Here is a 21,597-nt window from a genome sequence, read left to right as displayed (position 1 = left end):
TTACGTCAGCCTTTCGGTGACATTGACCATATTTTCTGCTGTGGTCCGACTTCTTGGCGACGTTACCCGAGCCCGGCACGGACTCCGAGCACCGCAGTGCCGACGCGTACATGTGTCGCTCCGGCCGCCACGGCCTCTTCGAGGTCCGCACTCATCCCTGCCGACACCATGTTCGCAGCCGGATGGGCTCGGCGCAGGTCAGTCGACAAATCCATCAACCGTCCGAACGCCGCCCGTTGACGCCCCGCGTACTCGCCGGTGAGCGGTGCGACGGTCATCAGACCGTCGAGCCGCAGTCCGGGCGCCTCGGCGAGGAGTCCGGCCAACTCCTCGATCCCGCCCGGCCCGACCCCGCCCCGCTCGCCCCGCCCGGTGGCCCCGGCGTCCAGCGCGACCTGGATGAGACAGCCCACCTCGCGCTCCGCCCGTACGGCCTCCTTCGACAGGGCCGTGACGAGCCGGGCCCTGTCGACGGACTGCACGGTCCGGGCGTAACCGGCCACGGAACGCACCTTGTTGGTCTGCAACTGACCGACGAAGTGCCAGTCGAGCGACAGGTCCGCGCACGCGGCGGCCTTGGGGGCGGCGTCCTGGTCGCGGTTCTCGGCGACGTGCCGGACGCCCAGCTCCGCCAGGATCCGCACATCGCTCGCGGGGTAGGTCTTGGTGACCACGATGAGGGTCACCTCCGCGCGCTTCCGCCCGGCGGTCACGCAGGCGGCGGCGATGCGCTCCTCCACTTTCGCCAGGTTCGCGGCGAGTTCGCGCTCACGGTCCGTCATGTCCCGTCAGTCCAGCCACACATAGCCCGCGAGCCGACCGGTCGTGCGGTCCCTGCGGTACGAGAAGTGGTCGGCCGACTCCTTGGTGCACACCGGTGACTGCTCCCGGTCGCGCACCCCGAGCCGTTCGAGCTGGGCGAGAACGCCGGCGGTCACGTCGACCGCGGGAGTGCCCCAACTCGTCTCGGCGTACGCCGCCGGTTCCGCCTCGGCCACCTCGGCCCGCATGTCGTCCGGCACTTCGTAGCACCGGCCGCAGACGGCGGGTCCGATGCGGGCGACGATCCGCGCGGGGTCGGCGCCGAGTTCGGTCATGGCCCGTACGGCGGCGGGAACCACCCCGGCGACCATGCCCGGGCGTCCCGCGTGGACGGCGGCGGCCACTCCGGCGACCGGATCGGCCAGCAGCACCGGGGTGCAGTCGGCGGTCAGCACGGCGAGGGCGACGCCGCGCCGGGCGGTGACGAGCGCGTCGACCCGCGGCACCGGCCCGGTCCCCCACGGCCCGTCGACCACGGCCACGTCCGGCCCGTGCACCTGGTTCATCCAGACCACGTCGGCCGGGTCCAAGTCCAGTTCCTTGGCGGCCAGTTCACGGTTCACGCGGACGGCGTCGGGGTCGTCGCCGACCGCTCCGCCGAGGTTGAGCTCCTCGTACGGAACGGCGCTCACCCCGCCCCACCTGTCGGTGAAGGCGAAGTGCGCGCCGCTCGCGGTGCTCGTTCCCAAGCGTTGCTCTATCACTTGAGGAAGTCCGGCACGTCCAGCTCCTCGGCGGCGCTGTCCGAGTAGGTCCGCGACGGCGGGACCGGCGGGGCGACCGGAAGGTCGGCCATCGGCTCGGGCGCGGGCGCCGGCTCCTCCTTCGGCTTGACGCTGCCGAGCGACCCGAAGGACGGACGGCTCTCCTGCCGTACGGGGGTGGGCTCCTCGCGCTTGGAGCCGGCCGAGGCGAGACCGGTGTCCCGGCGGGCCGGCGGCTGGCCGCCGTCGAACCCGGCGGCGATCACGGTGACCCGGACCTCGTCGCCGAGGGCGTCGTCGATCACGGCGCCGAAGATGATGTTGGCCTCCGGGTGGGCGGCCTCGCTGACCAGCTGGGCGGCCTCGTTGATCTCGAACAGGCCGAGGTCGGAGCCGCCGGAGATGGAGAGCAGCACGCCCCGGGCGCCGTCGATGGACGCCTCCAGGAGCGGGGAGGAGATCGCCATCTCGGCCGCGGCCACCGCGCGGTCGTCGCCGCGGGCCGAGCCGATGCCCATGAGGGCCGAACCGGCCTCGGACATGACCGACTTGACGTCGGCGAAGTCGAGGTTGATCAGGCCGGGCGTGGTGATGAGGTCGGTGATGCCCTGGACACCGGAGAGCAGGACCTGGTCGGCCGACTTGAAGGCGTCGAGGACCGAGACCTGGCGGTCGGAGATGGAGAGCAGGCGGTCGTTCGGGATGACGATGAGGGTGTCGACCTCTTCGCGGAGCTCCGCGATGCCGTCCTCGGCCTGGTTGGCGCGGCGGCGGCCCTCGAAGGTGAACGGGCGGGTGACCACGCCGATGGTGAGGGCGCCCAGGTTGCGGGCGATGTTGGCCACGACCGGCGCGCCGCCGGTGCCGGTGCCGCCGCCCTCACCGGCCGTCACGAAGACCATGTCGGCCCCCTTGAGGACCTCCTCGATCTCCTCGCGGTGATCCTCCGCGGCCTTGCGGCCGACGGCCGGGTTGGCGCCGGCGCCGAGTCCGCGGGTGAGTTCACGGCCGACGTCGAGTTTGACGTCGGCGTCGCTCATCAACAGCGCCTGCGCGTCGGTGTTGATGGCGATGAACTCGACGCCCTTGAGACCGACCTCGATCATCCGGTTGATGGCATTGACACCACCGCCGCCGACACCGATGACTTTGATGACTGCGAGGTAGTTCTGCGGTGCTGCCACGTCGAAGGCCTCTCGCCTCGATTTACGTGTCGTCGCCTCGCGGCCCTGCCGCGATCCGACGACTGATGCCGAAGGGGACGGTCCGAACGCCGACCCGAACCCTAACGCTGAAGTTTAGGGTTACCAGTGTGTCTGTTCCTTGGACTCTTCCGAACAGGACACTAAGTCGACAAGTGGCGCACGTTCAACGAACACGCCGAACCTCCCGTTTTTCTTTTCACCCTATGTGATCAGCCATAGCGCTGCCCAACCGGGGGGCCGACCTGCGCGGACGTGCGTCAACTCCCCGCCGCGGCAGGGGCCGTGGGGACACTCACGTCGAAGTGCCGCGCGGCCGGAGCCGCTTTCATGAGAGCGGTCAGCGTACGGGCCTTCGCGGCGCTCTGGTCGCCACTCCCCCAGGAGACGGTCCGTCCGTCGCCCAACTCCAGCGAGATGTCGTCGTAGGAACGGACCTTGACGGTCCGGGTGGAGCGGGCGACCGCGGCCGGGATGCGGCCGGCGACGAGGACCGCCTCGCGGACCAGGCTGCTCTCGTCGAAGCGGCGCAGGCTCGGGCCGGCCGAGCCGCGGGGAGAGGGCTTCAACTCCAGTACGGGGGCGCCCTTCGGCTGTCGGGGGACCGTGGCGAACCGGACGCCGTCGTCGTCGACTTCGACGAACTCCTTGCCCTTCCTCACCACCAGGACGGGAGTGCGTTCGGTCACTCTGAGTCCGATTCCGTGCGGCCAGGAACGGACCACGTCGACCCCGTCGATCCGGGGCAGCCGCCGGCGCAGTCGTGCCTCGATCGCGTCGGTGTCGATGGAGATCATCGTCGCTCCGACCGGTACGTCGGCGGCCGCACGGACCTGAGCCGGCGTCAGCACGCCGGTCCCGGACACCGATACGCGGGCCACCCGAAGCCACGGCGAGCCGTACAGCAGCCAGACCGCGCCGATGCCCGACAGGAGTACGGCGCACGCCAGAACGACGATCATCCGAAGGCGCCGTCGCCCCCACCGCCGGACCAGCGGCGGGCCGGACGACTCCTGCTGGCGTGCACCGCGCTCGGCGGTGGTCGGTCCGGCCACGCTGCCCTGCCTCTCCTGCCCGCGCCTAACGGCGTTCGGCGATCGCCTCGTACACCAGGCCGACGAGCAGGTCGTCGGCGTCCCGGCGGCCGAACTCGCTGGCGGCGCGGGACATTTCGTACAGCCGGTGCGGGTCGGCGAGCACGGGCAGGATGTTGCCCTGGATCCACTCGGGCGTCAGTTCCGCGTCGTCGACCAGCAGTCCGCCGCCCGCCTTGACCACCGGCTGGGCGTTGAGCCGCTGTTCGCCGTTGCCGATGGGCAGCGGGACGTAGGCGGCCGGGAGTCCGACGGCGGAGAGTTCGGCGACGGTCATCGCGCCCGCGCGGCAGAGCATCATGTCGGCCGCGGCGTACGCGAGGTCCATCCGGTCCACGTACGGTACCGGGATGTACGGGGGCATCCCCGGCATCTGGTGCACCTGCGGCAGTTCGTTCTTCGGGCCGACCGCGTGCAGGATCTGGATCCCGGCCTGCTGGAGGTAGGGCGCGACCTGCTGGACGACCTCGTTGAGCCGGCGGGCGCCCTGCGAGCCGCCGGAGACCAGCAGCGTCGGCAGGTTCGGGTCCAGGCCGAACGCGGCGCGCGCCTCGGGCCGTACGGCGGCGCGGTCGAGGGTGGCGATCGTGCGGCGCAGCGGGATGCCGATGTAGTGGGCGTCGCGCAGCTTGCTGTCGGGGGTGGAGACGGCGACCCGGGCCGCGTACCGCGAGCCGATCTTGTTGGCCAGGCCGGGGCGGGCGTTGGCCTCGTGGATCACGATCGGCACTCCGAGGCGCTTGGCCGCGAGGTAGCCGGGCAGCGCCACGTAGCCGCCGAAGCCGACGACCGCGTCCGCCTTGGTGCGCTCCAGGATCTGCTCGGCGGCCTTGATCGTGCCGCGCAGCCGGCCCGGGACGGTGATCAGTTCGGGGGTGGGCCTGCGCGGCAGCGGTACGGCCGGGATCAGCGCGAGATCGTAGCCCCGCTCCGGTACGAGGCGGGTCTCCAGGCCGCGCTCCGTGCCCAGCGCCGTGATCCCCACGGTGGGGTCCTGCCTGCGCAGGGCGTCCGCGAGGGCGAGCGCGGGCTCGATGTGGCCGGCGGTCCCTCCACCAGCGAGTACGACATGCACCGAAATTCACCGCTCTCCGGACGAACGCGCCGCCGAGGCACGCCGTCGCATCGTGTTCCATCTACGGGGACTCCGGCCGAGCTTGGAGCCCTTCGCCCCCCGCTTTCTACCAAAGCGGGGTTGCCGCATCGCAAGCGCCGCCCGCGCAGCGGGCTCGTCGCGCGCGAAGGCGATCAGCAACCCGATGGCGAACATGGTCGGCAGCAGGGCGGAGCCCCCGTAGGAGAACAGCGGGAGCGGGACGCCGGCGATCGGCAGCAGCCCGAGCACCGCACCGATGTTGATCACCGCCTGCGCGATGATCCAGGTGGTCACGCCTCCCGCGGCATACCTCACGAAGGGGTCCTCCGTGCGTCCGGCCACGCGGATACCCGCATAGCCTAGAGCCGCGAAGAGGGCGAGGACCGACAGTGTGCCCGCCAGACCCAGTTCCTCGCCGGTGACGGCGAAGATGAAGTCGGTGTGCGCTTCGGGGAGTTGCCCCCATTTCTCCACACTCGCGCCGAGCCCGGAGCCGAAGATGCCGCCCGAGGCCAGGGCGTAGATGCCGTGCACGGCCTGCCAGCAGTCGGTGGTCCCGGCCTTCGGCTCGGTGGCACCGATGCAGGCGAGCCGGGCCATCCGGTTCGGGCTGGTCTTGATGAGGATCACACCGAGCGTGGCGGCGATGGACAGCACGCCGACGAAGAGCCGGGTCGGGGCGCCGGCCAGCCAGAGCAGGCCGAACAGGATCGCCGTGAGGATGATCGCCGTACCCATGTCGCCGCCGAGCATGATCAGCCCGAGCAGCATGAACGCGGCCGGCACCAGCGGCACCAGCATGTGCTTCCACTGGGCCAGCATCGCCTTGTCCTGCTTGCGGGCCAGCAGGTCGGCGCCCCACAGCACGAGGGCGAGCTTGCCGAACTCGCTGGGCTGGATCTGGAAGGAGCCGCCGAGGGAGATCCAGTTCTGGTTGCCGTTGACCGACATCCCCACGCCGGGCACCTGCACCAGCGCCATCATGAAGACGGCGCCGGCGAGGATCGGATAGGCCAGCGCCCGGTGCAGCCGGACCGGCATCCGCGAGGCGACCAGCAGCAGCACCCCGCCGATGGAGGCGGCGAGGAACTGCTTGCGGAAGAAGTACGAGCCCGGCAACGACAGTTGGAGCGCGGTGATCTGGGAGGCCGAGTAGACCATGACCAGGCCGAGCACGGTGATCAGTACGCTGCCGCCGGCGATCAGGTAGTAGGCGGTCAGCGGCCGGTCCCAGGCTCTGCGCGCGCGGTCGTGGAGGCGGGCCACGGGGTTGTCACGGACGGTCCGGGCGGCGGCGGGCCTTCTGGGGGCCCGCCGCTGCTCCACGGGCGGACGGCCGGTACGGCTACTGGGCATCAGCGCCTCCGCTTGGCTCGGTCAGGCGCCGAGTTCGCGAACCGCCTGGGCGAACGCGTCACCGCGCTTGTTGTAGTTGGCGAACATGTCCATGGAGGCGCAGGCCGGGGCGAGGAGCACCGTGTCGCCCCGGGACGCGAGCCGCCGGGCCTCCTGGACCGCCGCGGGCATCGCCCCAGTGTCGGTCCGTTCGAGGTCGACGACGGGTACTTCCGGGGCGTGTCGCGCCAGGGCTTCCCGGATGAGCGCCCGGTCGGCGCCGATGAGGACCACGCCCCGCAGCCGCTTCGCCGACGCGGCGACCAGCTCGTCGAAGGTCGCGCCCTTGGCGAGGCCGCCCGCGATCCACACGACCGACTCGTAGGCCGCCAACGAGGCTTGCGCCGCATGGGTGTTGGTGGCCTTGGAGTCGTCGACGTAGGCGACACCGTCCACTTCGGCGACGTGCGAGATGCGGTGGGCGTCGGGCGTGAAGGCCCGCAGTCCGTCGCGTACGGCCTTGGCGGGCACCCCGAAGGCGCGGGCCAGGGCCGCCGCCGCGAGGGCGTTGGCGATGTTGTGCGGGACGGGCGGGTCGATGTCGGAGATCTCCGCCAGTTCCTGGGCGTTGTGCTGCCGGTCCTCGACGAAGGCACGGTCGACCAGAATGCCGTCCACGACGCCGAGTTGGGACGGCGCGGGGCTGCCCAGGGTGAATCCGACGGCCCGGCAGCCCTCCTCGACGTCGGCCTCGCGGACGAGGCGCTCGGTGGCCGGGTCGGCGAGGTTGTAGACGCAGGCGACCCGATTGCCTTCGTAGACACGGCCCTTGTCGGCGGCGTACGCCTCCATGGAGCCGTGCCAGTCGAGATGGTCGGGGGCGAGGTTGAGCACGGTGGCGGAGTGGGCGCGCAGCGAGGGCGCCCAGTGGAGCTGGTAGCTGGACAGCTCCACGGCGAGTACGTCGTAGCGCTCCTCGCCGAGTACCGCGTCGAGGAGCGAGACCCCGATGTTGCCGACGGCCGCCGTGCGCAGGCCCGCCGCTTCGAGGATCGAGGCGAGCATCCGGACCGTGGTGGTCTTGCCGTTGGTGCCGGTGACGGCGAGCCAGGGCGCCGGTTCGCCACCGCCCAGGCCGCGCAGCCGCCAGGCCAGTTCCACATCGCCCCAGATCTCCACGCCGGCCTTCCGGGCCGCGGTGAACAGCGGCTTGTCGGGCTGCCAGCCGGGGGTGGTGACGACGAGTTCGGTGCCGTCGGGCAGGGTCGCTCCGTCGCCGAGCCGCACGGTGACGCCGAGCGCCTCCAGTTCGGCGGCCTGGGTGCGGGAGCGTTCGTCGTCGCCGTCGTTCACTACTGTGACGACCGCGCCCAGGCCGTGCAGGACCCTGGCCGCCGGCATTCCGGAGACACCGAGTCCGGCGACGGTGACGTGCTTGCCCTCCCAGGAGATCCCCTGCCCGTCGGTCACTTGTCGGCCGCCCATCCCGCGTAGAAGATGCCCAGGCCGACGATCACGCAGATGCCCTGGATGATCCAGAAGCGGACCACCACGAGCACTTCCGACCAGCCCTTGAGTTCGAAGTGGTGCTGGAGGGGCGCCATTCGGAAGACCCGTTTGCCGGTGAGCTTGAAGGAGCCGACCTGGATCACGACGGACATCGTGATGAGGACGAAGAGGCCGCCCATGATCGCCACGAGGAGCTCGGTGCGGGAGAGGATCGCCAGCCCCGTCAGGACACCGCCGAGGGCGAGCGAACCGGTGTCGCCCATGAAGATCTTGGCCGGCGAGGTGTTCCACCACAGGAAGCCGAGACAGGCCCCCATCAGGGCGGAGGCGATGACCGCGAGGTCGAGCGGATCGCGGACCTCGTAACAGGCGTTGGGGTTGGTCAGGGTCTGCGCGTTGGCGCAGGACTCCTGGAACTGCCATACGCCGATGAAGGTGTAGGCGCCGAAGACGAGCACGGAGGCGCCGGTGGCGAGGCCGTCCAGACCGTCCGTCAGGTTCACGCCGTTCGACATCGCCAGGATCATGAAGAGCGCCCAGACGACGAAGAGGATCGGGCCGATCTTCCAGCCGAAGTCGGTGATGAACGACAGCTTCGTCGAGGCCGGGGTGTTGCCCCGGGCGTCCTTGAACTGGAGCGCGAGCACCGCGAAGCTGATGCCCACGATCAGCTGACCGGCCATCTTCGCCTTGGCCCGCAGGCCCAGCGAACGCCGCTTGACGATCTTGATGTAGTCGTCGAGGAAGCCGACCAGGCCCATGCCGACCATCAGGCCGAGCACCAGCACGCCCGAGTAGGTCGGGGCGTAGCCGGTGATGACCTTGGAGAGGAAGTACGCGGCGACCGTCGCGAAGATGAAGGCGATACCGCCCATCGTCGGCGTACCGCGCTTGCTGGCGTGCTCGCGCGGGCCGTCGTCACGGATGTACTGGCCGTAGCCCTTGCGGGCCAGCAGCTTGATCAGCAGCGGGGTGCCGCCCAGCGTCAGGAAGAGACCGATGACGCCCGAGAAGAGGATCTGCTTCATCATCGGACATCGCCCCCGCCCGCGGCACCGGTCTCCAGCAGCGCCTGCGCAACGCTTTCGAGGCCTACCGAACGGGACGCCTTCACGAGCACGACGTCTCCCGGGCGCAACTCGCTGCGCAACAGGTCGACCGCCGCCTGTGCGTCGGACACGTGCACCGACTCCTCACCCCACGAACCCTCGTTATATGCGCCCAGTTGCAGCCAGGACGCTTCCCTGCCCCCGACCGCGACGAGCTTGCCGACATTGAGCCGGACGGCGAGCCGTCCGACCGCGTCGTGCTCGGCGAGCGCCTCGTCCCCGAGCTCGGCCATCTTGCCGAGCACCGCCCAGGTCCGCCGCCCTCTGCCCATTGCCGCGAGCGCGCGCAGGGCGGCTCGCATGGACTCGGGGTTCGCGTTGTAGGCGTCGTTGACGATGGTCACGCCGTCCGGGCGCTCGGTGACCTCCATGCGCCAGCGGGAGAGGGAGCCCGCCTCGGAGAGCGCGGTGGCGATCTCGTCTGCGGACATGCCCAGCTCATGGGCGACGGCGGCCGCGGCGAGCGCGTTCGACACGTGGTGCTCACCGTACAGGCGCATGGTCACGTCGCTTGCACCGGAGGGTGTGCGGAGCCTGAAGGCGGGCTGTCCGCTGTCCGTGAGTCGCACGTTCTCGGCCCGTACGTCCGCTTCGCCGGACTCTCCGAAAAGGATCACCTTCGCCTTCGTACGGGATGCCATGGCCCGTACGAGCGGATCGTCGGCGTTGAGGATCGCGACGCCGTCGTCCTCGGCCGGGGGAAGGGCCTCGACGAGTTCGCCCTTTGCCTGTGCGATCTGTTCGCGGCCGCCGAACTCGCCGATGTGGGCGGTGCCGACGTTGAGCACGAGACCGATTCTCGGCGGGGTGAGACCCGCCAGGTACCGGATGTGACCGATACCCCGGGCGCCCATCTCCAGGACGAGGAACCTCGTCTCCTCGGTGGCGCTCAGCGCGGTCAGCGGCAGCCCGATCTCGTTGTTGAGCGAGCCCGGCGTGAAGACCGTGGGCGCCTTGCGGGCGAGCACCTGGGCGATGAGGTCCTTGGTGCTGGTCTTGCCCGCCGAGCCGGTGAGGGCCACCAGCGTCGCGCCGAGCCGGCGTACGACGTGCCGGGCGAGGGCGCCGAGGGCGCTCTGGACGTCGTCCACGACGATCGCGGGGACGCCCACCGGCCGGGCGGCCAGCACCGCCGTCGCGCCCGCCCCGACGACCTGGGCCGCGAAGTCGTGGCCGTCGACGCGCTCGCCGGCGAAGGCGACGAAGAGGCTGCCGGGCCGCACCTCCCGGGAGTCGCGGACCACCGGTCCGGTGACCTGGACGGACGGATCCGGTATGTCGTGCGTCTGCCCGCCGACGACTTCTGCGATCTCGGCGAGAGAGAGGGCGATCACAAATTCATCCCTGGGTCTTCTGGATAGCTTCGCGGAGCACTTGGCGGTCGTCGAAGGGGCGGACCACTCCGGCGATGTCCTGGCCCTGCTCGTGGCCCTTGCCGGCGACCAGCACGGTGTCCCCGGGGCGGGCCCGGGCGACGGCGGCGGCGACGGCGGCGGCCCGGTCCTCGAAGACCTGGACCTCGCCGCGCTCGTGCGCGGGCACGGACGCGGCGCCCTCCAGCATGGCCGCGAGGATCGCGAGGGGGTCCTCGGAGCGGGGGTTGTCGGAGGTCAGTACGGCGGTGTCGGCGAGCCGGGCCGCGGCGGCGCCCATCGGCCCGCGCTTGGTGCGGTCCCGGTCGCCGCCGCAGCCGATGACGACGTGCAGGCTGCCCTCGGTGACCTTGCGCAGCGCCCGCAGCACCGACTCGACGGCGTCCGTCTTGTGCGCGTAGTCGACCACCGCGAGGTACGGCTGTCCCGCGTCGACCCGCTCCAGGCGCCCCGGTACGCCCGGTACGGCGGCGATGCCGTCGGCGGCGAGCTGCGGGTCGAGCCCCGCGGTGGCCAGGGCGGCGATCGCGGCGAGGGTGTTGGCCACGTTGAAGGAGCCGGCCAGCGGTGAACGGGCGCTGATCCGCTCGCCCTTGGGGCCGACTGCGGTGAACGTCGAGTCCAGCGGGCCGACTTCGACGTCCTCGGCGCGCCAGTCGGCGTCCGGGCGGCCCTCGGCGGAGAAGGTGACCACGGGGACCGTGGCCTGCGCGGTGAGTCTGCGGCCGTACTCGTCGTCGAGGTTGACCACGCCGGACCGGCTGCGTTCCGGAGTGAACAGCCGCGCCTTGGCCTGGAAGTAGTCCTCCATGCCGGAGTGGAACTCCATGTGCTCCGGGCTGAGGTTGGTGAAGACGGCGATGTCGAAGACGCAGCCGTCGACCCGGCCGAGGACCAGCGCGTGGCTGGAGACCTCCATGGCGACCGCGTCCACCCCGCGCTCGCGCATGACCGCGAACAGGGCCTGGAGATCGGTCGCTTCGGGCGTGGTGCGCTCGGACTTGATGCGCTCGTCGCCGATGCGGGTCTCGACCGTGCCGATCAGGCCGGTGGAGCGGACCGTCCGCAGGCCGCCCTCGACGAGATAGGCGGTGGTCGTCTTGCCTGAGGTGCCGGTGATGCCGACCTGGAGCAGATCGCTGCCGGGGCGGCCGTAGAGGGTGGCGGCGAGTCCGCCCATCCGTCCACGCGGGTCGTCGACGACCAGGACCGGCAGGCCGGTCGCGGCGGCGCGGTCGGCGCCGGCCGGGTCGGTCAGGACGGCGACCGCGCCGAGACCGGCGGCCTGCGCGACGAAGTCCGCTCCGTGCAACCGGGCGCCGGGCAGGGCGGCGTACAGGTCGCCCGGGCGGACGGCGCGCGAGTCGTGGGTGATGCCGGTGACCTCCGCGCTCATCGTCGGCGCGGCGGCGCCCAGCTGATCGGCCAGCTCCGCGAGGGGTGTTGCGGAGACCTGCGCCGGCCTGGGCGGCCCCGGGTATGTCACGGAAACGCCCTTCCGGGGGGTTTGGATCTGATCAGGGTGTGGCACGGCGGTGAGCGTACCGGGCGCACCCGCCCCGGAGCGAAGCGAGGGGCTTGGCGCGCCCTGGTTCCCGGCGTCGGGAGTGATCATGGTCACGGGCATTCCTGGCTGGTTGCGCCGGTCAGGGCGTGAAGGAGACGGGCAGATTCGCGGCCTTCGCCCCGGTGGGCGGGACCTGGAGGGTCTTCAGGGCGAACTCCATCACCTGCTTGTAGATCGGTCCGCAGATCTGGCCGCCGAAGTAGCTGCCGCTGGTGGCGTTCTGGATGGCGCAGTAGACGGTGACGCGCGGGTTGTCGGCGGGCGCGAACCCGGCGAACGACGAGGTGTAGCCCTTGTACTTGCCGGTGGCCGGATCCACCCGGTTGGCGGTACCGGTCTTGCCCGCGACCCGGTAGCCGGGGATCGCTGCCTTGCCGCCGGTGCCCTGCTCGTCGTCGACGACGGACTCCAGCATCTGGGCCAGGGACTTGGCCGTCTTCGCGCTGACGACCCTGGTCTTCGCGGGCTCGGCGGCGGGGGTGAAGCGGCCGTCGGGACCCTTGGTGCCGCGCACCAGGGAGGGTTCGACGCGGACTCCGCCGTTGGCGACCGTGGAGTAGACGGAGGCCGCCTGCACCGCGTTGAGGGACATGCCCTGGCCGAAAGGGATCGTGTACTGCTGCGAGGTGGACCACTTGTCGGCGGGCGCGAGGATGCCGCTCGTCTCGCCGGGGAAGTCGAGCCCGGTGGGCCTGCCGATGCCGAACTTGCGCAGATACGAGTAGAGGACCTTGTTCGCCTGCGGCTGCGTCTTGCCGAGCTGGCCGGCCGCCAGGATGGTGCCGATGTTGCTGGACTTGGCGAGGACGCCGTTGAGCGTCAGGTTCCAGGTGGCGTGGTCGATGTCGTCCTGGAAGAGCCGGTCGCCGCGGTGCAGCCGGTTGGGTACGACGACATGCGTCAGCGGGGTGGCGGCGTTCTCCTGGAGTACGGCGGCCATCGTCATGACCTTGGCGGTGGAACCGGGCTCGTAGGCGTCCTGGAGCGCCGCGTTGCCCAGGGCGGCCGAGTCGGCGTGGGAGAGGTCGTTGGGGTCGAAGCCGGGCGAGTCGGCCATGGCGAGGATCTGTCCGGTGCGGGTGTCCTGCACCACCACGTAGCCGCGGTCCGCCTTGGACTTGCGCACCTGTTCGGTGATCGCGTTCTGCGCGGCCCACTGGATGTCGCGGTCGATGGTCAGCTCCACGTCGGAACCGGGCACCGCCGGCGTCTCGGCGGAGCCCGCGGTGGCCACCTGGATGCCGCCGGACTGCGCGTAGCGGACCTTGCCGTCCTTGCCGGAGAGCGCGGAGTTCAGCTGCTGCTCGACCCCGCCGCCGCCCTTGCCGTCGGCGTTGACCCAGCCCAGTATCCCGGCGGCGAGGTCGCCGTTGGGGTACACGCGCTTGGTGGTGGGGACGGCGAGGACACCGGCGAGGACGTTGACCGTGCCGCTGCCGGCGGCCGCCTTGGTGATCAGGGCGGAGCGCAGGTCCTTGATCTGCTTCCACACCTGCGGGCTCTGGCGGTCGGCGAGCACGACGTAGCGCAGCTCCTTGTTGCCGGGCCGGAGCTTCTTGGCGAGCCCCGCCTGGTCCACCCCGAGGATGGGGGCGAGGAGGGCGGCGGCCTGTTCGGGGCCGTCGTCGACCTTCAGCTGTGCGCGGGTGAAGAGGGTGGGGTCCGCGGTGATCGTGTAGGCGTCCACGCTGTTGGCGAGGGCCACTCCGGAGCGGTCGGTGATCTCGCCGCGCTCGGCGGCCAGTACGTAGTCGACGTACCGGTTCTGCGCGGCCTTGGCGGCGTAGGCGCTCGCGTCCACCGCCTGCACCTGGAGGAGTCGTACGACGAACGCGATGAGCACCAGGGTCAGCCCGAGGCTGATCATGCGCAGCCGGGGGCGGGGGCTGCCGAGCCGGAGAGCGCCCGGCGCCGCCGGACGGGGCGGGGTCGGGCGGCGGGGCGGGCGGGCGCCCGGCCCGGGGCGGCGCCGGGCGTCGGGGCGGGCGGGCCTCGCGGGTCCTGGCACGCGGCGGCGCGGCGGTTCCCTGTCGGACACTTCCGTCACCTGCCGGGGGTCGGGGTCGGGATGGGCGGTACCGGGGAGTGGGTCACGGCGAGGGCCGGCGAGGCGGCCGGGGTCCAGGCCGGGGCCGGCGGGGTGGCCTGGACCGGCGGGGCGACCCGGGTCCGGGGCAGAGCAGGCGGGCTCGCCGGGGCCGGCGGGGCGACCAGGGTCCGGGCCGGTGCCGTGCCGGTGCCGGTGCGGTTGACGAGTGCCTCGGGGGCGAGCACGAGCGGGGTGCGCACGGCGGTGCCGAGGGCGCCCGCGGTTTCGGGGACGCCCCGGACGGTGCCGTTCGGGTCCAGGAAGGCGGGGTCGCCGCCGGGGACCATGCCGAGTTCGTGGGCGCGGCGCTGGAGGGCGTCGGGGGCCGAGTAGGCGTCGACGTCACGTTGCAGGGCCTGTTCCTCGTCGGTGAGGTTCTTGGTCCGCTTCTGGAGGTCGTCCAGTTTGAACGCCCCTTCGCTGAGCGCCGAGTTCAGCACCAGCAGCCCGATGAGGCCGCCGCCGAGGAGCAGCACCACCAGGAGGACGAACGGGGTGCGGGCCGCCTGCCCCGGTCCGGCCGGGAAGAGCCGCGCGAGCCGGGCACCCCTGCCCCTCAGTTCGGGTTTCCGGCTCACCTCACGCTCCCCGGGGTGGGGATCTCGGACGTACGGGACCTGCGTGGCGATCCGTCCCCCGGCTCCCCCTGCGCCTGCGTCACTCGGCGTCCTCCCTGATGCGCTGGGCCCCGCGCAGCCGCGCCGGGGCCGCCCGTCGGTTCTCGGCGACCTCTTCCTCGGTGGGAAGTTCGGCACCGCGCGTCAGGAGCTTGAGCCGCGGCTGGAACCGCTCGGGGACGACCGGCAGCCCGGGCGGCGCGGTGTTGGCGGCACCGGCCGCCAACACCTGCTTCACCAGGCGGTCTTCGAGCGAGTGGTACGACAGGACGGCGATCCGTCCGTCCACGGCTAGCGTCTTGACCGCGGCGGGGATCGCCCGCTCCAGGACGGACAGTTCGCCGTTGACCTCGATGCGCAGCGCCTGGAAGGTGCGCTTGGCCGGGTTGCCGCCGGTGCGCTTGGCGGCCTGCGGCAGCGCGTCGCGGATCAGCTCGACGAGCCGCGCGCTGGTGTCGAAGGGGTCCTTGTCGCGTTCCCGTACGACCGCGGAGACGATCCGCTTGGCCTGTTTCTCCTCGCCGTACGCCCGCAGGATCCGCACGAGTTCGCCGGGCGGGTAGGTGTTGAGGACCTCGGCGGCGCTGATGCCGGTCGTCTGGTCCATGCGCATGTCGAGGGGGGCGTCCTGGGCGTAGGCGAAGCCGCGGTCGGCCTCGTCGAGCTGCATGGAGGAGACGCCGAGGTCGAAGAGGACGCCCTGGACGCGCGGGACGCCGAGCCGGTCGAGTACGGCGGGCAGTTCGTCGTAGACGGCGTGCACCAGGGTGGCGCGCTCACCGAAGGGGGCCAGCCGCTCGCCGGAGAGGCGCAGGGCCTCCTTGTCGCGGTCGAGGGCGACGAGCCGGGCCTCGGGGAACCGGGTGAGCAGGGCCTCGCTGTGGCCGCCGAGTCCGAGGGTGCAGTCGACGACCACCGCTCCGGGCCGCTCCAGGGCGGGGGCGAGCAGGTCCAGACACCGCTGGAGCATCACCGGGACGTGGCGGCTCTGTCCCTCCGGCCGGCCGCCGCCCTTGTCCGAACGCGCCGCGCGCTCCATCTCCATCGGCTTCTGGGCCCTCTCAGGTCCGGCGGGGTCGCACGCACCGCCGGGTACCCGCCCGCTCGCGGAGGTAACGAGACCGGCCGGCGCCGGAAGCGTCGGCCGACCGGGAGCGGGAGGAGGCCGAGCCGTACGTGCGCGCCGCGCACGCGTGAAGAACCCGGAAAGTCGCCGGGGTCCTCGGGGAAGTCAGTCCAGCAGGGAGGGCCTCGCCTCCCGCTTCGCGTCACTTTAGTCCACCGTGTCTCGCGGTCAATCAATCGGCCTGCGCGTCGCGGGTCGGGGTGAATGCGAAGCCTCAAAAGGGGAATAACCCCCCGTAAGGGTGCACCTCCGCCACCGTGTGGGTTACCTCACAAGAGGATGCGATGACGCGCTTTTTCCACTCCCGCTCCATGACCGAACCAGCGGTGACCAGTATCGTCATAGGTATGACGACCTCCGCATCCGTAACCACAGAGCCCGAAGGCGCCATACCAGACGGTGGGACCGTGACGGACCGCCTCGTCGAGGCGAACGCACAGTACGCCGCCGCCTTCGGCGACCCCGGGATGGACGCCCGCCCGGTCCTGCGCGTCGCCGTGGTGGCCTGCATGGACGCCCGTCTCGACCTGCACGCCGCTCTCGGCCTCCAGCTCGGCGACTGCCACACCATCCGGAACGCGGGCGGTGTGGTCACCGACGACGTGATCCGCTCACTCACCATCAGCCAGCGGGCGCTCGGCACCCGCAGCGTCGTCCTCATCCACCACACCGGCTGCGGCATGGAGTCCCTCACCGAGGAGTTCCGGCACGAGCTGGAGCTGGAGGTCGGCCAGCGCCCGGCCTGGGCCGTGGAGGCCTTCCGGGACGTCGACCAGGACGTACGGCAGTCGATGGAGCGCGTGCGGACCTCGCCCTTCCTCCCGCACACCGACGACGTGCGCGGCTTCGTCTTCGACGTCAAGACCGGTCTGCTGCGCGAGATCGACCCTGCCTGAACGGTCTTCCCACCCCGAGAACAGCTTGCTTGCGGACCACCCAAAAGGTCGTAAGGCCCGACAAAGTGCGGGCAGTTGTCCACAGGCGAGTGACACGAACCGGTAACGGCAACAACAATGCGGTTGTGGCGTCGCGCGGAACTTTTTCCGCGCGGTGTCCGTGTTTCGGGGTGGGCCGGTCCGCATCACAGGCGTCGGCCCATGGAAAGAACGGGCCGAGGAGGGCCGGGTGACGACCTATGACGATCGAGCGAGCCTCACAGATCTGACCGCCACTGCGGAGCGTGTGCGCAGTTCGGTGGAAGGAGTGATCGAGGGCAAGCCCGAGGTCGTACGGCTTTCGCTGACCGTGTTGCTCGCCGAGGGACATCTTCTGATCGAGGATGTCCCGGGTGTGGGCAAGACGATGCTCGCCAAGGCACTGGCACGGTCGATCGACTGTTCCGTGCGGCGCATCCAGTTCACCCCCGACCTGCTGCCGTCGGACATCACGGGTGTGTCGATCTGGGACCAGCAGCGCCGCGACTTCGAGTTCAAGCCGGGCGCCATCTTCGCGCAGATCGTGATCGGCGACGAGATCAACCGCGCCTCGCCGAAGACCCAGTCCGCCCTCCTGGAGTCGATGGAGGAGCGCCAGGTCACCATCGACGGCCAGACCTACGAACTGCCCAGCCCCTTCATGGTGGTGGCCACGCAGAACCCGGTCGAGATGGAGGGCACGTACCCGCTGCCCGAGGCCCAGCGCGACCGCTTCATGGCCCGCGTCTCCATCGGGTACCCCAGCGCCGAGGCCGAGTTGCAGATGCTGGACGTGCACGGCGGGGCGAGCCCGCTGGACGACCTCCAGCCCGTGGCGCACGCACACGACATCGTCAAGCTCGTCGAGGCGGTCCGCGGCGTCCATGTCGCCGATCCGGTGCGCAGATACGCGGTCGACCTGGTCGCGGCCACCCGTACCCACCCCGACCTCCGACTCGGCGCCTCACCGCGCGCCACCCTGCATCTGCTGCGCGCCGCGAAGGCGTCGGCCGCGCTCAGCGGCCGGGAGTACGCGCTGCCGGACGACCTCCAGGCGCTCGCCGTCGCGGTGCTCGCGCACCGGCTGCTGCCCACCGCCCAGGCCCAGTTGAACCGCCGTACGGCCGAGCAGGTGGTCCAGGAGATCCTCCAGCGCACCCCCGTGCCCGCGGCGCCCGCCGCGCAGAGCGGAGCGGGCCTCGGGGCCTACGGCCGGCCGCCGCGCCGGAGGCTGTGATGGCCCCCGGCGAGGCGGCGGCCGACCAGGAGGGCAGGGGCGGCGTCCGTACGGCCCTGGCCGGGCTGACCACCCGGGGCCGTTCCTTCCTGGCCGCCGGTATCGCCGCCGCCATCTGCGCGTACGTCCTCGGGCAGAGCGATCTGCTCCGGGTCGGACTGCTGCTCGCCGTGCTGCCCCTGATCTGCGCGACCGTGCTCTACCGCACCCGCTACCGGGTCGCCGGCAGCCGGCGGCTCTCCCCCGCGCGCGTGCCCGCCGGTTCCGAGGCCCGCGTCCACCTGCGGATGGACAACGTCTCGCGGCTGCCCACGGGCCTGCTGATGCTCCAGGACCGGGTGCCGTACGTGCTCGGCCCGCGCCCCCGGTTCGTCCTGGACCGGGTGGAGGCGGGCGGCCGACGCGAGGTCTCCTACCGGGTCCGCTCCGATCTGCGCGGCCGCTATCCGCTGGGCCCGCTCCAGCTGCGGCTGACGGACCCGTTCGGGATGTGCGAACTGACGCGCTCCTTCTCGACGTTCGACACCCTGACGGTGATCCCGCGCGTGGAGGCGCTGCCCCCGGTCCGCCTCAGCGGCGAGGCCAAGGGGTACGGCGACGGACGGCAGCGTTCGCTGGCCCTCGCGGGCGAGGACGACGTGATCCCGCGCGGCTACCGCTACGGCGACGACCTGCGCCGGGTGCACTGGCGCTCCACCGCCCGCTACGGCGAGCTGATGGTGCGCCGCGAGGAGCAGCCCCAGCGCGCCCGCTGCACCGTCCTCCTCGACACCCGGGGCATCGGCTTCGCGGGCGCGGGCCCCGACTCGCCCTTCGAGTGGGCCGTCTCCGGCGCCGCCTCCGTCCTGGTGCACATGCTCGAACGCGGCTTCTCCGTAAGGCTGTTGACCGACACCGGTACCTCGGTGCCGGCCGAGGGCGCCGACGGGTTCGCGGGCGCGAGCCAGGAGTCGGCCGACGCGGCGGGGCTGATGATGGACACCCTGGCGGTGATCGACCACTCGGACGGCGCGGGCCTGTCCCGGGCCTACGACGTGCTGCGCGGCGGGAACGAGGGACTCCTGGTGGCCTTCTTCGGCGACCTCGACGAGGAGCAGGCCACGGTGGTGACCCGGATGCGCCAGCGCAGCGGCGGCGCCCTCGCCTTCGTCCTGGAGAGCGACGCGTGGGTGCGGGAGGCGACCGACGTGCCCGGCCCCGGCGGCCTCGACCAGCGGGAGGAACGGCTGCGGCCGCTGCGGGAAGCGGGCTGGACGGCGCTGAGCGTGGAGCGCGGCGCGTCCCTGGCCGAGTTGTGGCGCCGCGCCGACCGCGAGCGCAACGGCGTGGCGGCGGCCGGCGGCGGGGAGGGATGGTCATGAGCGGGCGGGCACGACTGGCGCTGTGCGCCGCGGCGGCCACCCTGCTGACGGCCTGCGCGCTGCTGCCCCTGGTCTCCCCGGCGACCTGGATCATTCAGGCCGCCTTCCTGCTGGCGGTCCAGACCGGCGTGGGCGCGGCCACCCGGCGGGTCCCGCTGCCCCGGCCGCTGACCGTCGCGTCCCAGGCCCTGGTCACGCTGCTGATGATGACCCTGGTCTTCGCCCGGGAGCAGGCCCTCGCCGGGCTGGTTCCGGGGCCCGAGGCCTTCCGGCACCTCGCCGATCTGCTCCAGCAGGGCGGCGACGACGTCTCGCGGTACGCGATCCCCGCCCCGCTCTCCGACGGCATCCGGCTGATGCTGATCGGCGGTGTGCTGGTGATCGGCCTCGCGGTGGACACGCTGGCGGTCACCTTCCGCAGCGCGGCCCCGGCCGGCCTGCCGCTGCTCGCGCTGTACTCGGTGGCCGCGGGGCTGTCCGACAGCGGAGCCGACTGGCTGTGGTTCCTGCTCGCGGCCGGCGGCTACCTGATGCTTCTCCTCGCCGAGGGGCGCGACCGGCTCGCGCAGTGGGGCCGGGTCTTCGGCGGCGCACCGCGCACCACGCCGGGCGCGGAGTCCTCGGGCCCGCTCGCGCCGGTCCGCACCGGGCGGCGGATCGGCGCGGTCGCGCTGGCCGTCGCCCTCCTCCCGCTGCCCACCGTCTCGGGCGGTCTGCTGGACGCCGCGGGGACCGGAGTGGGCGCGGGCAACGGGGGTGGCGGCACGATCTCCGCGGTGAACCCGCTGGTGTCCCTGCGCGACAGCCTGAACGTGGGCGAGGACCGCCAGGTGCTCTCCCTGCGCACCAACTCGGACGACGTCTCCGACCTGTATCTGCGGATCGTCTCCCTGGACGACTTCGACGGCACCACCTGGAAGCCGTCCCAGCGGCACATCGTCGGCGTCCCGAACCCGTTCCCCACCCCGACCGGCCTCGCCGCCGACGTCAAGCGCGCCGAGATCCAGACGCGGATCTCGGCCGCGGACTGGTACGCGCAGGACTGGCTGCCGATGCCGTACCCGCCGAGCGGCGTGCAGATCGACGGCAGCTGGCGCTACGAGCCGGTCGGCATGACGATCGTCGGCGACCGCGGGCAGAACACGCGCGGGGCGACGTACCAGGTCAACAGCGTCCAAGTGCGGCCGACCGCGGAGCAGTTGGCCGCGGCGCCCGAGCCGCCGGCGGCGGTGAGACGCGAGTACACCAAGGTGCCGGACGCGCTGCCGGCGGTGGTGGCCAGGACCGCACGCGAGATCACCTCAGGCTCGAACAGCCACTACCAGGAGGCGGTCAAGCTTCAGGACTACTTCGCGGTGACGGGCGGCTTCCAGTACGACACCCAGGTGCAGGTCGGCACCGGTGCGAACGCGATCGCGCGCTTCCTGCGGGACAAGCGGGGCTTCTGCGTCCACTTCTCCTTCGCGATGGCGGCGATGGCCCGCACCCTGGGCATACCGGCCCGGGTCGCGGTGGGCTTCGCGCCCGGCACGCCGCAGGCGGACGGCACGGTCTCGGTGGGCCTGAAGGACGCGCACGCCTGGCCCGAGCTCTACTTCCAGGGGGTGGGGTGGACCCGCTTCGAGCCGACGCCGAACCGCGGCTCGGTCCCGTCGTACACCCAGTCGGACTCGCCGGACAGTTCCGTGCCGGACCCGGCGCTCCCCTCCAAGGCGTCGACCGCGGCGCCGTCGACCGCGCCCTCCGCGGGCCAGAGCTGCACCGCGCAGGAGCGGAAGCTGGAGGCCTGCCCGAGCCGGTCCGCGGCGGCCACGGCGGTCACGGGCGACGGCGGACTGCGCGGATACGGGGCGCTGGCCTGGTCGCTGGGGGGCCTGGTCGCGCTGCTGGTGCCGTTCGCGCCGTCGCTGTGGCGGCGGCGCACCCGGGCCGTACGGCTCGGCGCGCACGGCCGTACGGAAGCGGACGCGGCACCGCACACCCTCGCCGTCTGGGCCGAACTGACCGATACCGCCTGGGACTTCGGGATCACTCCCGACGAGTCGCAGACCCCGCGCCAGGCCGCGGCCCGGATCACCGGGCTCGGGCGGCTCGATCCGACGGCGGTGGCAGCGGTGCACCGGGTGGCGGACGCGGTGGAGCAGGTCCTCTACGCACCCCGGCCCCGTCTGACGGCCGGGCTGGCGGCGGACGTGCGCCAGGTGATCGCCGGGTTCCGGACCACGGCCGGCCGTGCGACGAGGCTGCGGGCGCTGCTCGCCCCGCGCTCGACCGTACGGGTGGTGTGGGCGGCGTCGGCCTGGTGGACATCGGTCACGGCCCGCGCGGCGGCGGCCCGCCCGACGCTGCGCAAGCCGTCGGGACAGCGCGGCTGAGAGAGGCCGGCCGTCCCGCAGGGGGCGAGTCGCACGCGCGGGCCTGGGCCCCGGCAGCCAGAGAGGT

17 protein-coding genes are annotated in these 21,597 nt (G+C 72.0%); 4 read left to right on the top strand and 13 right to left on the bottom strand.

The genetic code is table 11. The features are described 5' to 3' along the window. Positions 1 to 62: 62 nt before the first annotated feature. From ABZT12_RS17355 to rsmH, 13 genes are all read right to left on the bottom strand, one after another. A complete protein-coding gene (locus tag ABZT12_RS17355) occupies positions 63 to 782 on the bottom strand; it encodes a YggS family pyridoxal phosphate-dependent enzyme (protein WP_356384368.1) in 720 nt (239 codons plus the stop codon). Between the two features lie 6 nt (positions 783 to 788). After that, positions 789 to 1,511, bottom strand: a complete 723-nt coding sequence (gene pgeF / locus ABZT12_RS17350) for a peptidoglycan editing factor PgeF (protein ID WP_356384365.1) — start codon at positions 1,509 to 1,511, stop codon at positions 789 to 791. Between the two features lie 11 nt (positions 1,512 to 1,522). Next, the gene (ftsZ, locus tag ABZT12_RS17345) at positions 1,523 to 2,710 is read right to left on the bottom strand and encodes a cell division protein FtsZ (protein ID WP_356384362.1); all 1,188 of its coding nucleotides are present in this window, start codon (positions 2,708 to 2,710) and stop codon (positions 1,523 to 1,525) included. A gap of 278 nt (positions 2,711 to 2,988) precedes the next feature. Continuing rightward, positions 2,989 to 3,783 (bottom strand): FtsQ-type POTRA domain-containing protein, encoded by a 795-nt coding sequence (locus tag ABZT12_RS17340; RefSeq protein WP_356384359.1) that lies wholly within the window; start codon positions 3,781 to 3,783, stop codon positions 2,989 to 2,991. Positions 3,784 to 3,808: 25 nt separating this feature from the next. After that, positions 3,809 to 4,897, bottom strand: coding sequence for an undecaprenyldiphospho-muramoylpentapeptide beta-N-acetylglucosaminyltransferase (gene murG / locus ABZT12_RS17335; RefSeq protein ID WP_356384356.1), 1,089 nt, complete (start codon positions 4,895 to 4,897; stop codon positions 3,809 to 3,811). A gap of 6 nt (positions 4,898 to 4,903) precedes the next feature. Next, positions 4,904 to 6,274, bottom strand: coding sequence for a putative lipid II flippase FtsW (ftsW, locus tag ABZT12_RS17330; protein ID WP_356384353.1), 1,371 nt, complete (start codon positions 6,272 to 6,274; stop codon positions 4,904 to 4,906). Positions 6,275 to 6,295: 21 nt separating this feature from the next. Continuing rightward, positions 6,296 to 7,738: a UDP-N-acetylmuramoyl-L-alanine--D-glutamate ligase gene (murD, locus tag ABZT12_RS17325; protein WP_356384350.1), complete on the bottom strand. Its 1,443-nt coding sequence runs from the start codon at positions 7,736 to 7,738 to the stop codon at positions 6,296 to 6,298. Continuing rightward, positions 7,720 to 8,793 carry a phospho-N-acetylmuramoyl-pentapeptide-transferase gene (gene mraY / locus ABZT12_RS17320; RefSeq protein ID WP_356384347.1) on the bottom strand — a complete coding sequence of 358 codons (1,074 nt, stop codon included), beginning with the start codon at positions 8,791 to 8,793 and terminating at the stop codon, positions 7,720 to 7,722. The genes murD and mraY overlap by 19 nt, the downstream gene beginning before the upstream one ends. Continuing rightward, positions 8,790 to 10,205: a UDP-N-acetylmuramoyl-tripeptide--D-alanyl-D-alanine ligase gene (gene murF, locus ABZT12_RS17315; RefSeq protein WP_356384344.1), complete on the bottom strand. Its 1,416-nt coding sequence runs from the start codon at positions 10,203 to 10,205 to the stop codon at positions 8,790 to 8,792. Before murF ends, mraY begins: the two co-directional genes overlap by 4 nt. A gap of 4 nt (positions 10,206 to 10,209) precedes the next feature. Next, entirely contained in the window at positions 10,210 to 11,730 is a 1,521-nt protein-coding gene (locus ABZT12_RS17310) for a UDP-N-acetylmuramoyl-L-alanyl-D-glutamate--2,6-diaminopimelate ligase (RefSeq protein ID WP_356384341.1), read from the bottom strand. Positions 11,731 to 11,890: 160 nt separating this feature from the next. After that, positions 11,891 to 13,849 (bottom strand): penicillin-binding protein 2, encoded by a 1,959-nt coding sequence (locus tag ABZT12_RS17305; RefSeq protein WP_356384338.1) that lies wholly within the window; start codon positions 13,847 to 13,849, stop codon positions 11,891 to 11,893. Between the two features lie 5 nt (positions 13,850 to 13,854). After that, positions 13,855 to 14,478, bottom strand: a complete 624-nt coding sequence (locus ABZT12_RS17300; RefSeq protein WP_356384335.1) for a septum formation initiator family protein — start codon at positions 14,476 to 14,478, stop codon at positions 13,855 to 13,857. 79 nt (positions 14,479 to 14,557) lie between these two features. After that, the gene (gene rsmH, locus ABZT12_RS17295) at positions 14,558 to 15,556 is read right to left on the bottom strand and encodes a 16S rRNA (cytosine(1402)-N(4))-methyltransferase RsmH (RefSeq protein WP_356384599.1); all 999 of its coding nucleotides are present in this window, start codon (positions 15,554 to 15,556) and stop codon (positions 14,558 to 14,560) included. Between the two features lie 434 nt (positions 15,557 to 15,990). Here rsmH and ABZT12_RS17290 point away from each other — a divergent pair, with 434 nt between their 5' ends. From ABZT12_RS17290 to ABZT12_RS17275, 4 genes are all read left to right on the top strand, one after another. Continuing rightward, a complete protein-coding gene (locus ABZT12_RS17290; RefSeq protein WP_356384332.1) occupies positions 15,991 to 16,539 on the top strand; it encodes a carbonic anhydrase in 549 nt (182 codons plus the stop codon). Between the two features lie 229 nt (positions 16,540 to 16,768). Then, entirely contained in the window at positions 16,769 to 17,794 is a 1,026-nt protein-coding gene (locus tag ABZT12_RS17285) for a MoxR family ATPase (protein WP_356384329.1), read from the top strand. Next, positions 17,794 to 19,155: a DUF58 domain-containing protein gene (locus ABZT12_RS17280; protein ID WP_356384326.1), complete on the top strand. Its 1,362-nt coding sequence runs from the start codon at positions 17,794 to 17,796 to the stop codon at positions 19,153 to 19,155. The genes ABZT12_RS17285 and ABZT12_RS17280 overlap by 1 nt, the downstream gene beginning before the upstream one ends. After that, entirely contained in the window at positions 19,152 to 21,530 is a 2,379-nt protein-coding gene (locus ABZT12_RS17275) for a DUF3488 and transglutaminase-like domain-containing protein (protein ID WP_356384323.1), read from the top strand. The genes ABZT12_RS17280 and ABZT12_RS17275 overlap by 4 nt, the downstream gene beginning before the upstream one ends. Positions 21,531 to 21,597 lie beyond the last annotated feature (67 nt).

Source organism: Streptomyces sp. NPDC005423 (genome assembly GCF_040606415.1).
In the GTDB taxonomy this organism is placed as follows: domain Bacteria; phylum Actinomycetota; class Actinomycetes; order Streptomycetales; family Streptomycetaceae; genus Streptomyces.
This window is presented reverse-complemented; position numbering and strand designations above follow the sequence as displayed.

Coding starts and splice junctions, on each gene's coding strand:
- ABZT12_RS17355 (WP_356384368.1), bottom strand. CDS start 782: ATGACGGACCGTGAGCGCGAACTCGCCGCGAACCTGGCGAAAGTGGAG.
- ftsW (WP_356384353.1), bottom strand. CDS start 6,274: ATGCCCAGTAGCCGTACCGGCCGTCCGCCCGTGGAGCAGCGGCGGGCC.
- murD (WP_356384350.1), bottom strand. CDS start 7,738: ATGGGCGGCCGACAAGTGACCGACGGGCAGGGGATCTCCTGGGAGGGC.
- mraY (WP_356384347.1), bottom strand. CDS start 8,793: ATGATGAAGCAGATCCTCTTCTCGGGCGTCATCGGTCTCTTCCTGACG.
- rsmH (WP_356384599.1), bottom strand. CDS start 15,556: ATGGAGCGCGCGGCGCGTTCGGACAAGGGCGGCGGCCGGCCGGAGGGA.
- ABZT12_RS17290 (WP_356384332.1), top strand. CDS start 15,991: ATGACGACCTCCGCATCCGTAACCACAGAGCCCGAAGGCGCCATACCA.
- ABZT12_RS17280 (WP_356384326.1), top strand. CDS start 17,794: ATGGCCCCCGGCGAGGCGGCGGCCGACCAGGAGGGCAGGGGCGGCGTC.
- ABZT12_RS17275 (WP_356384323.1), top strand. CDS start 19,152: ATGAGCGGGCGGGCACGACTGGCGCTGTGCGCCGCGGCGGCCACCCTG.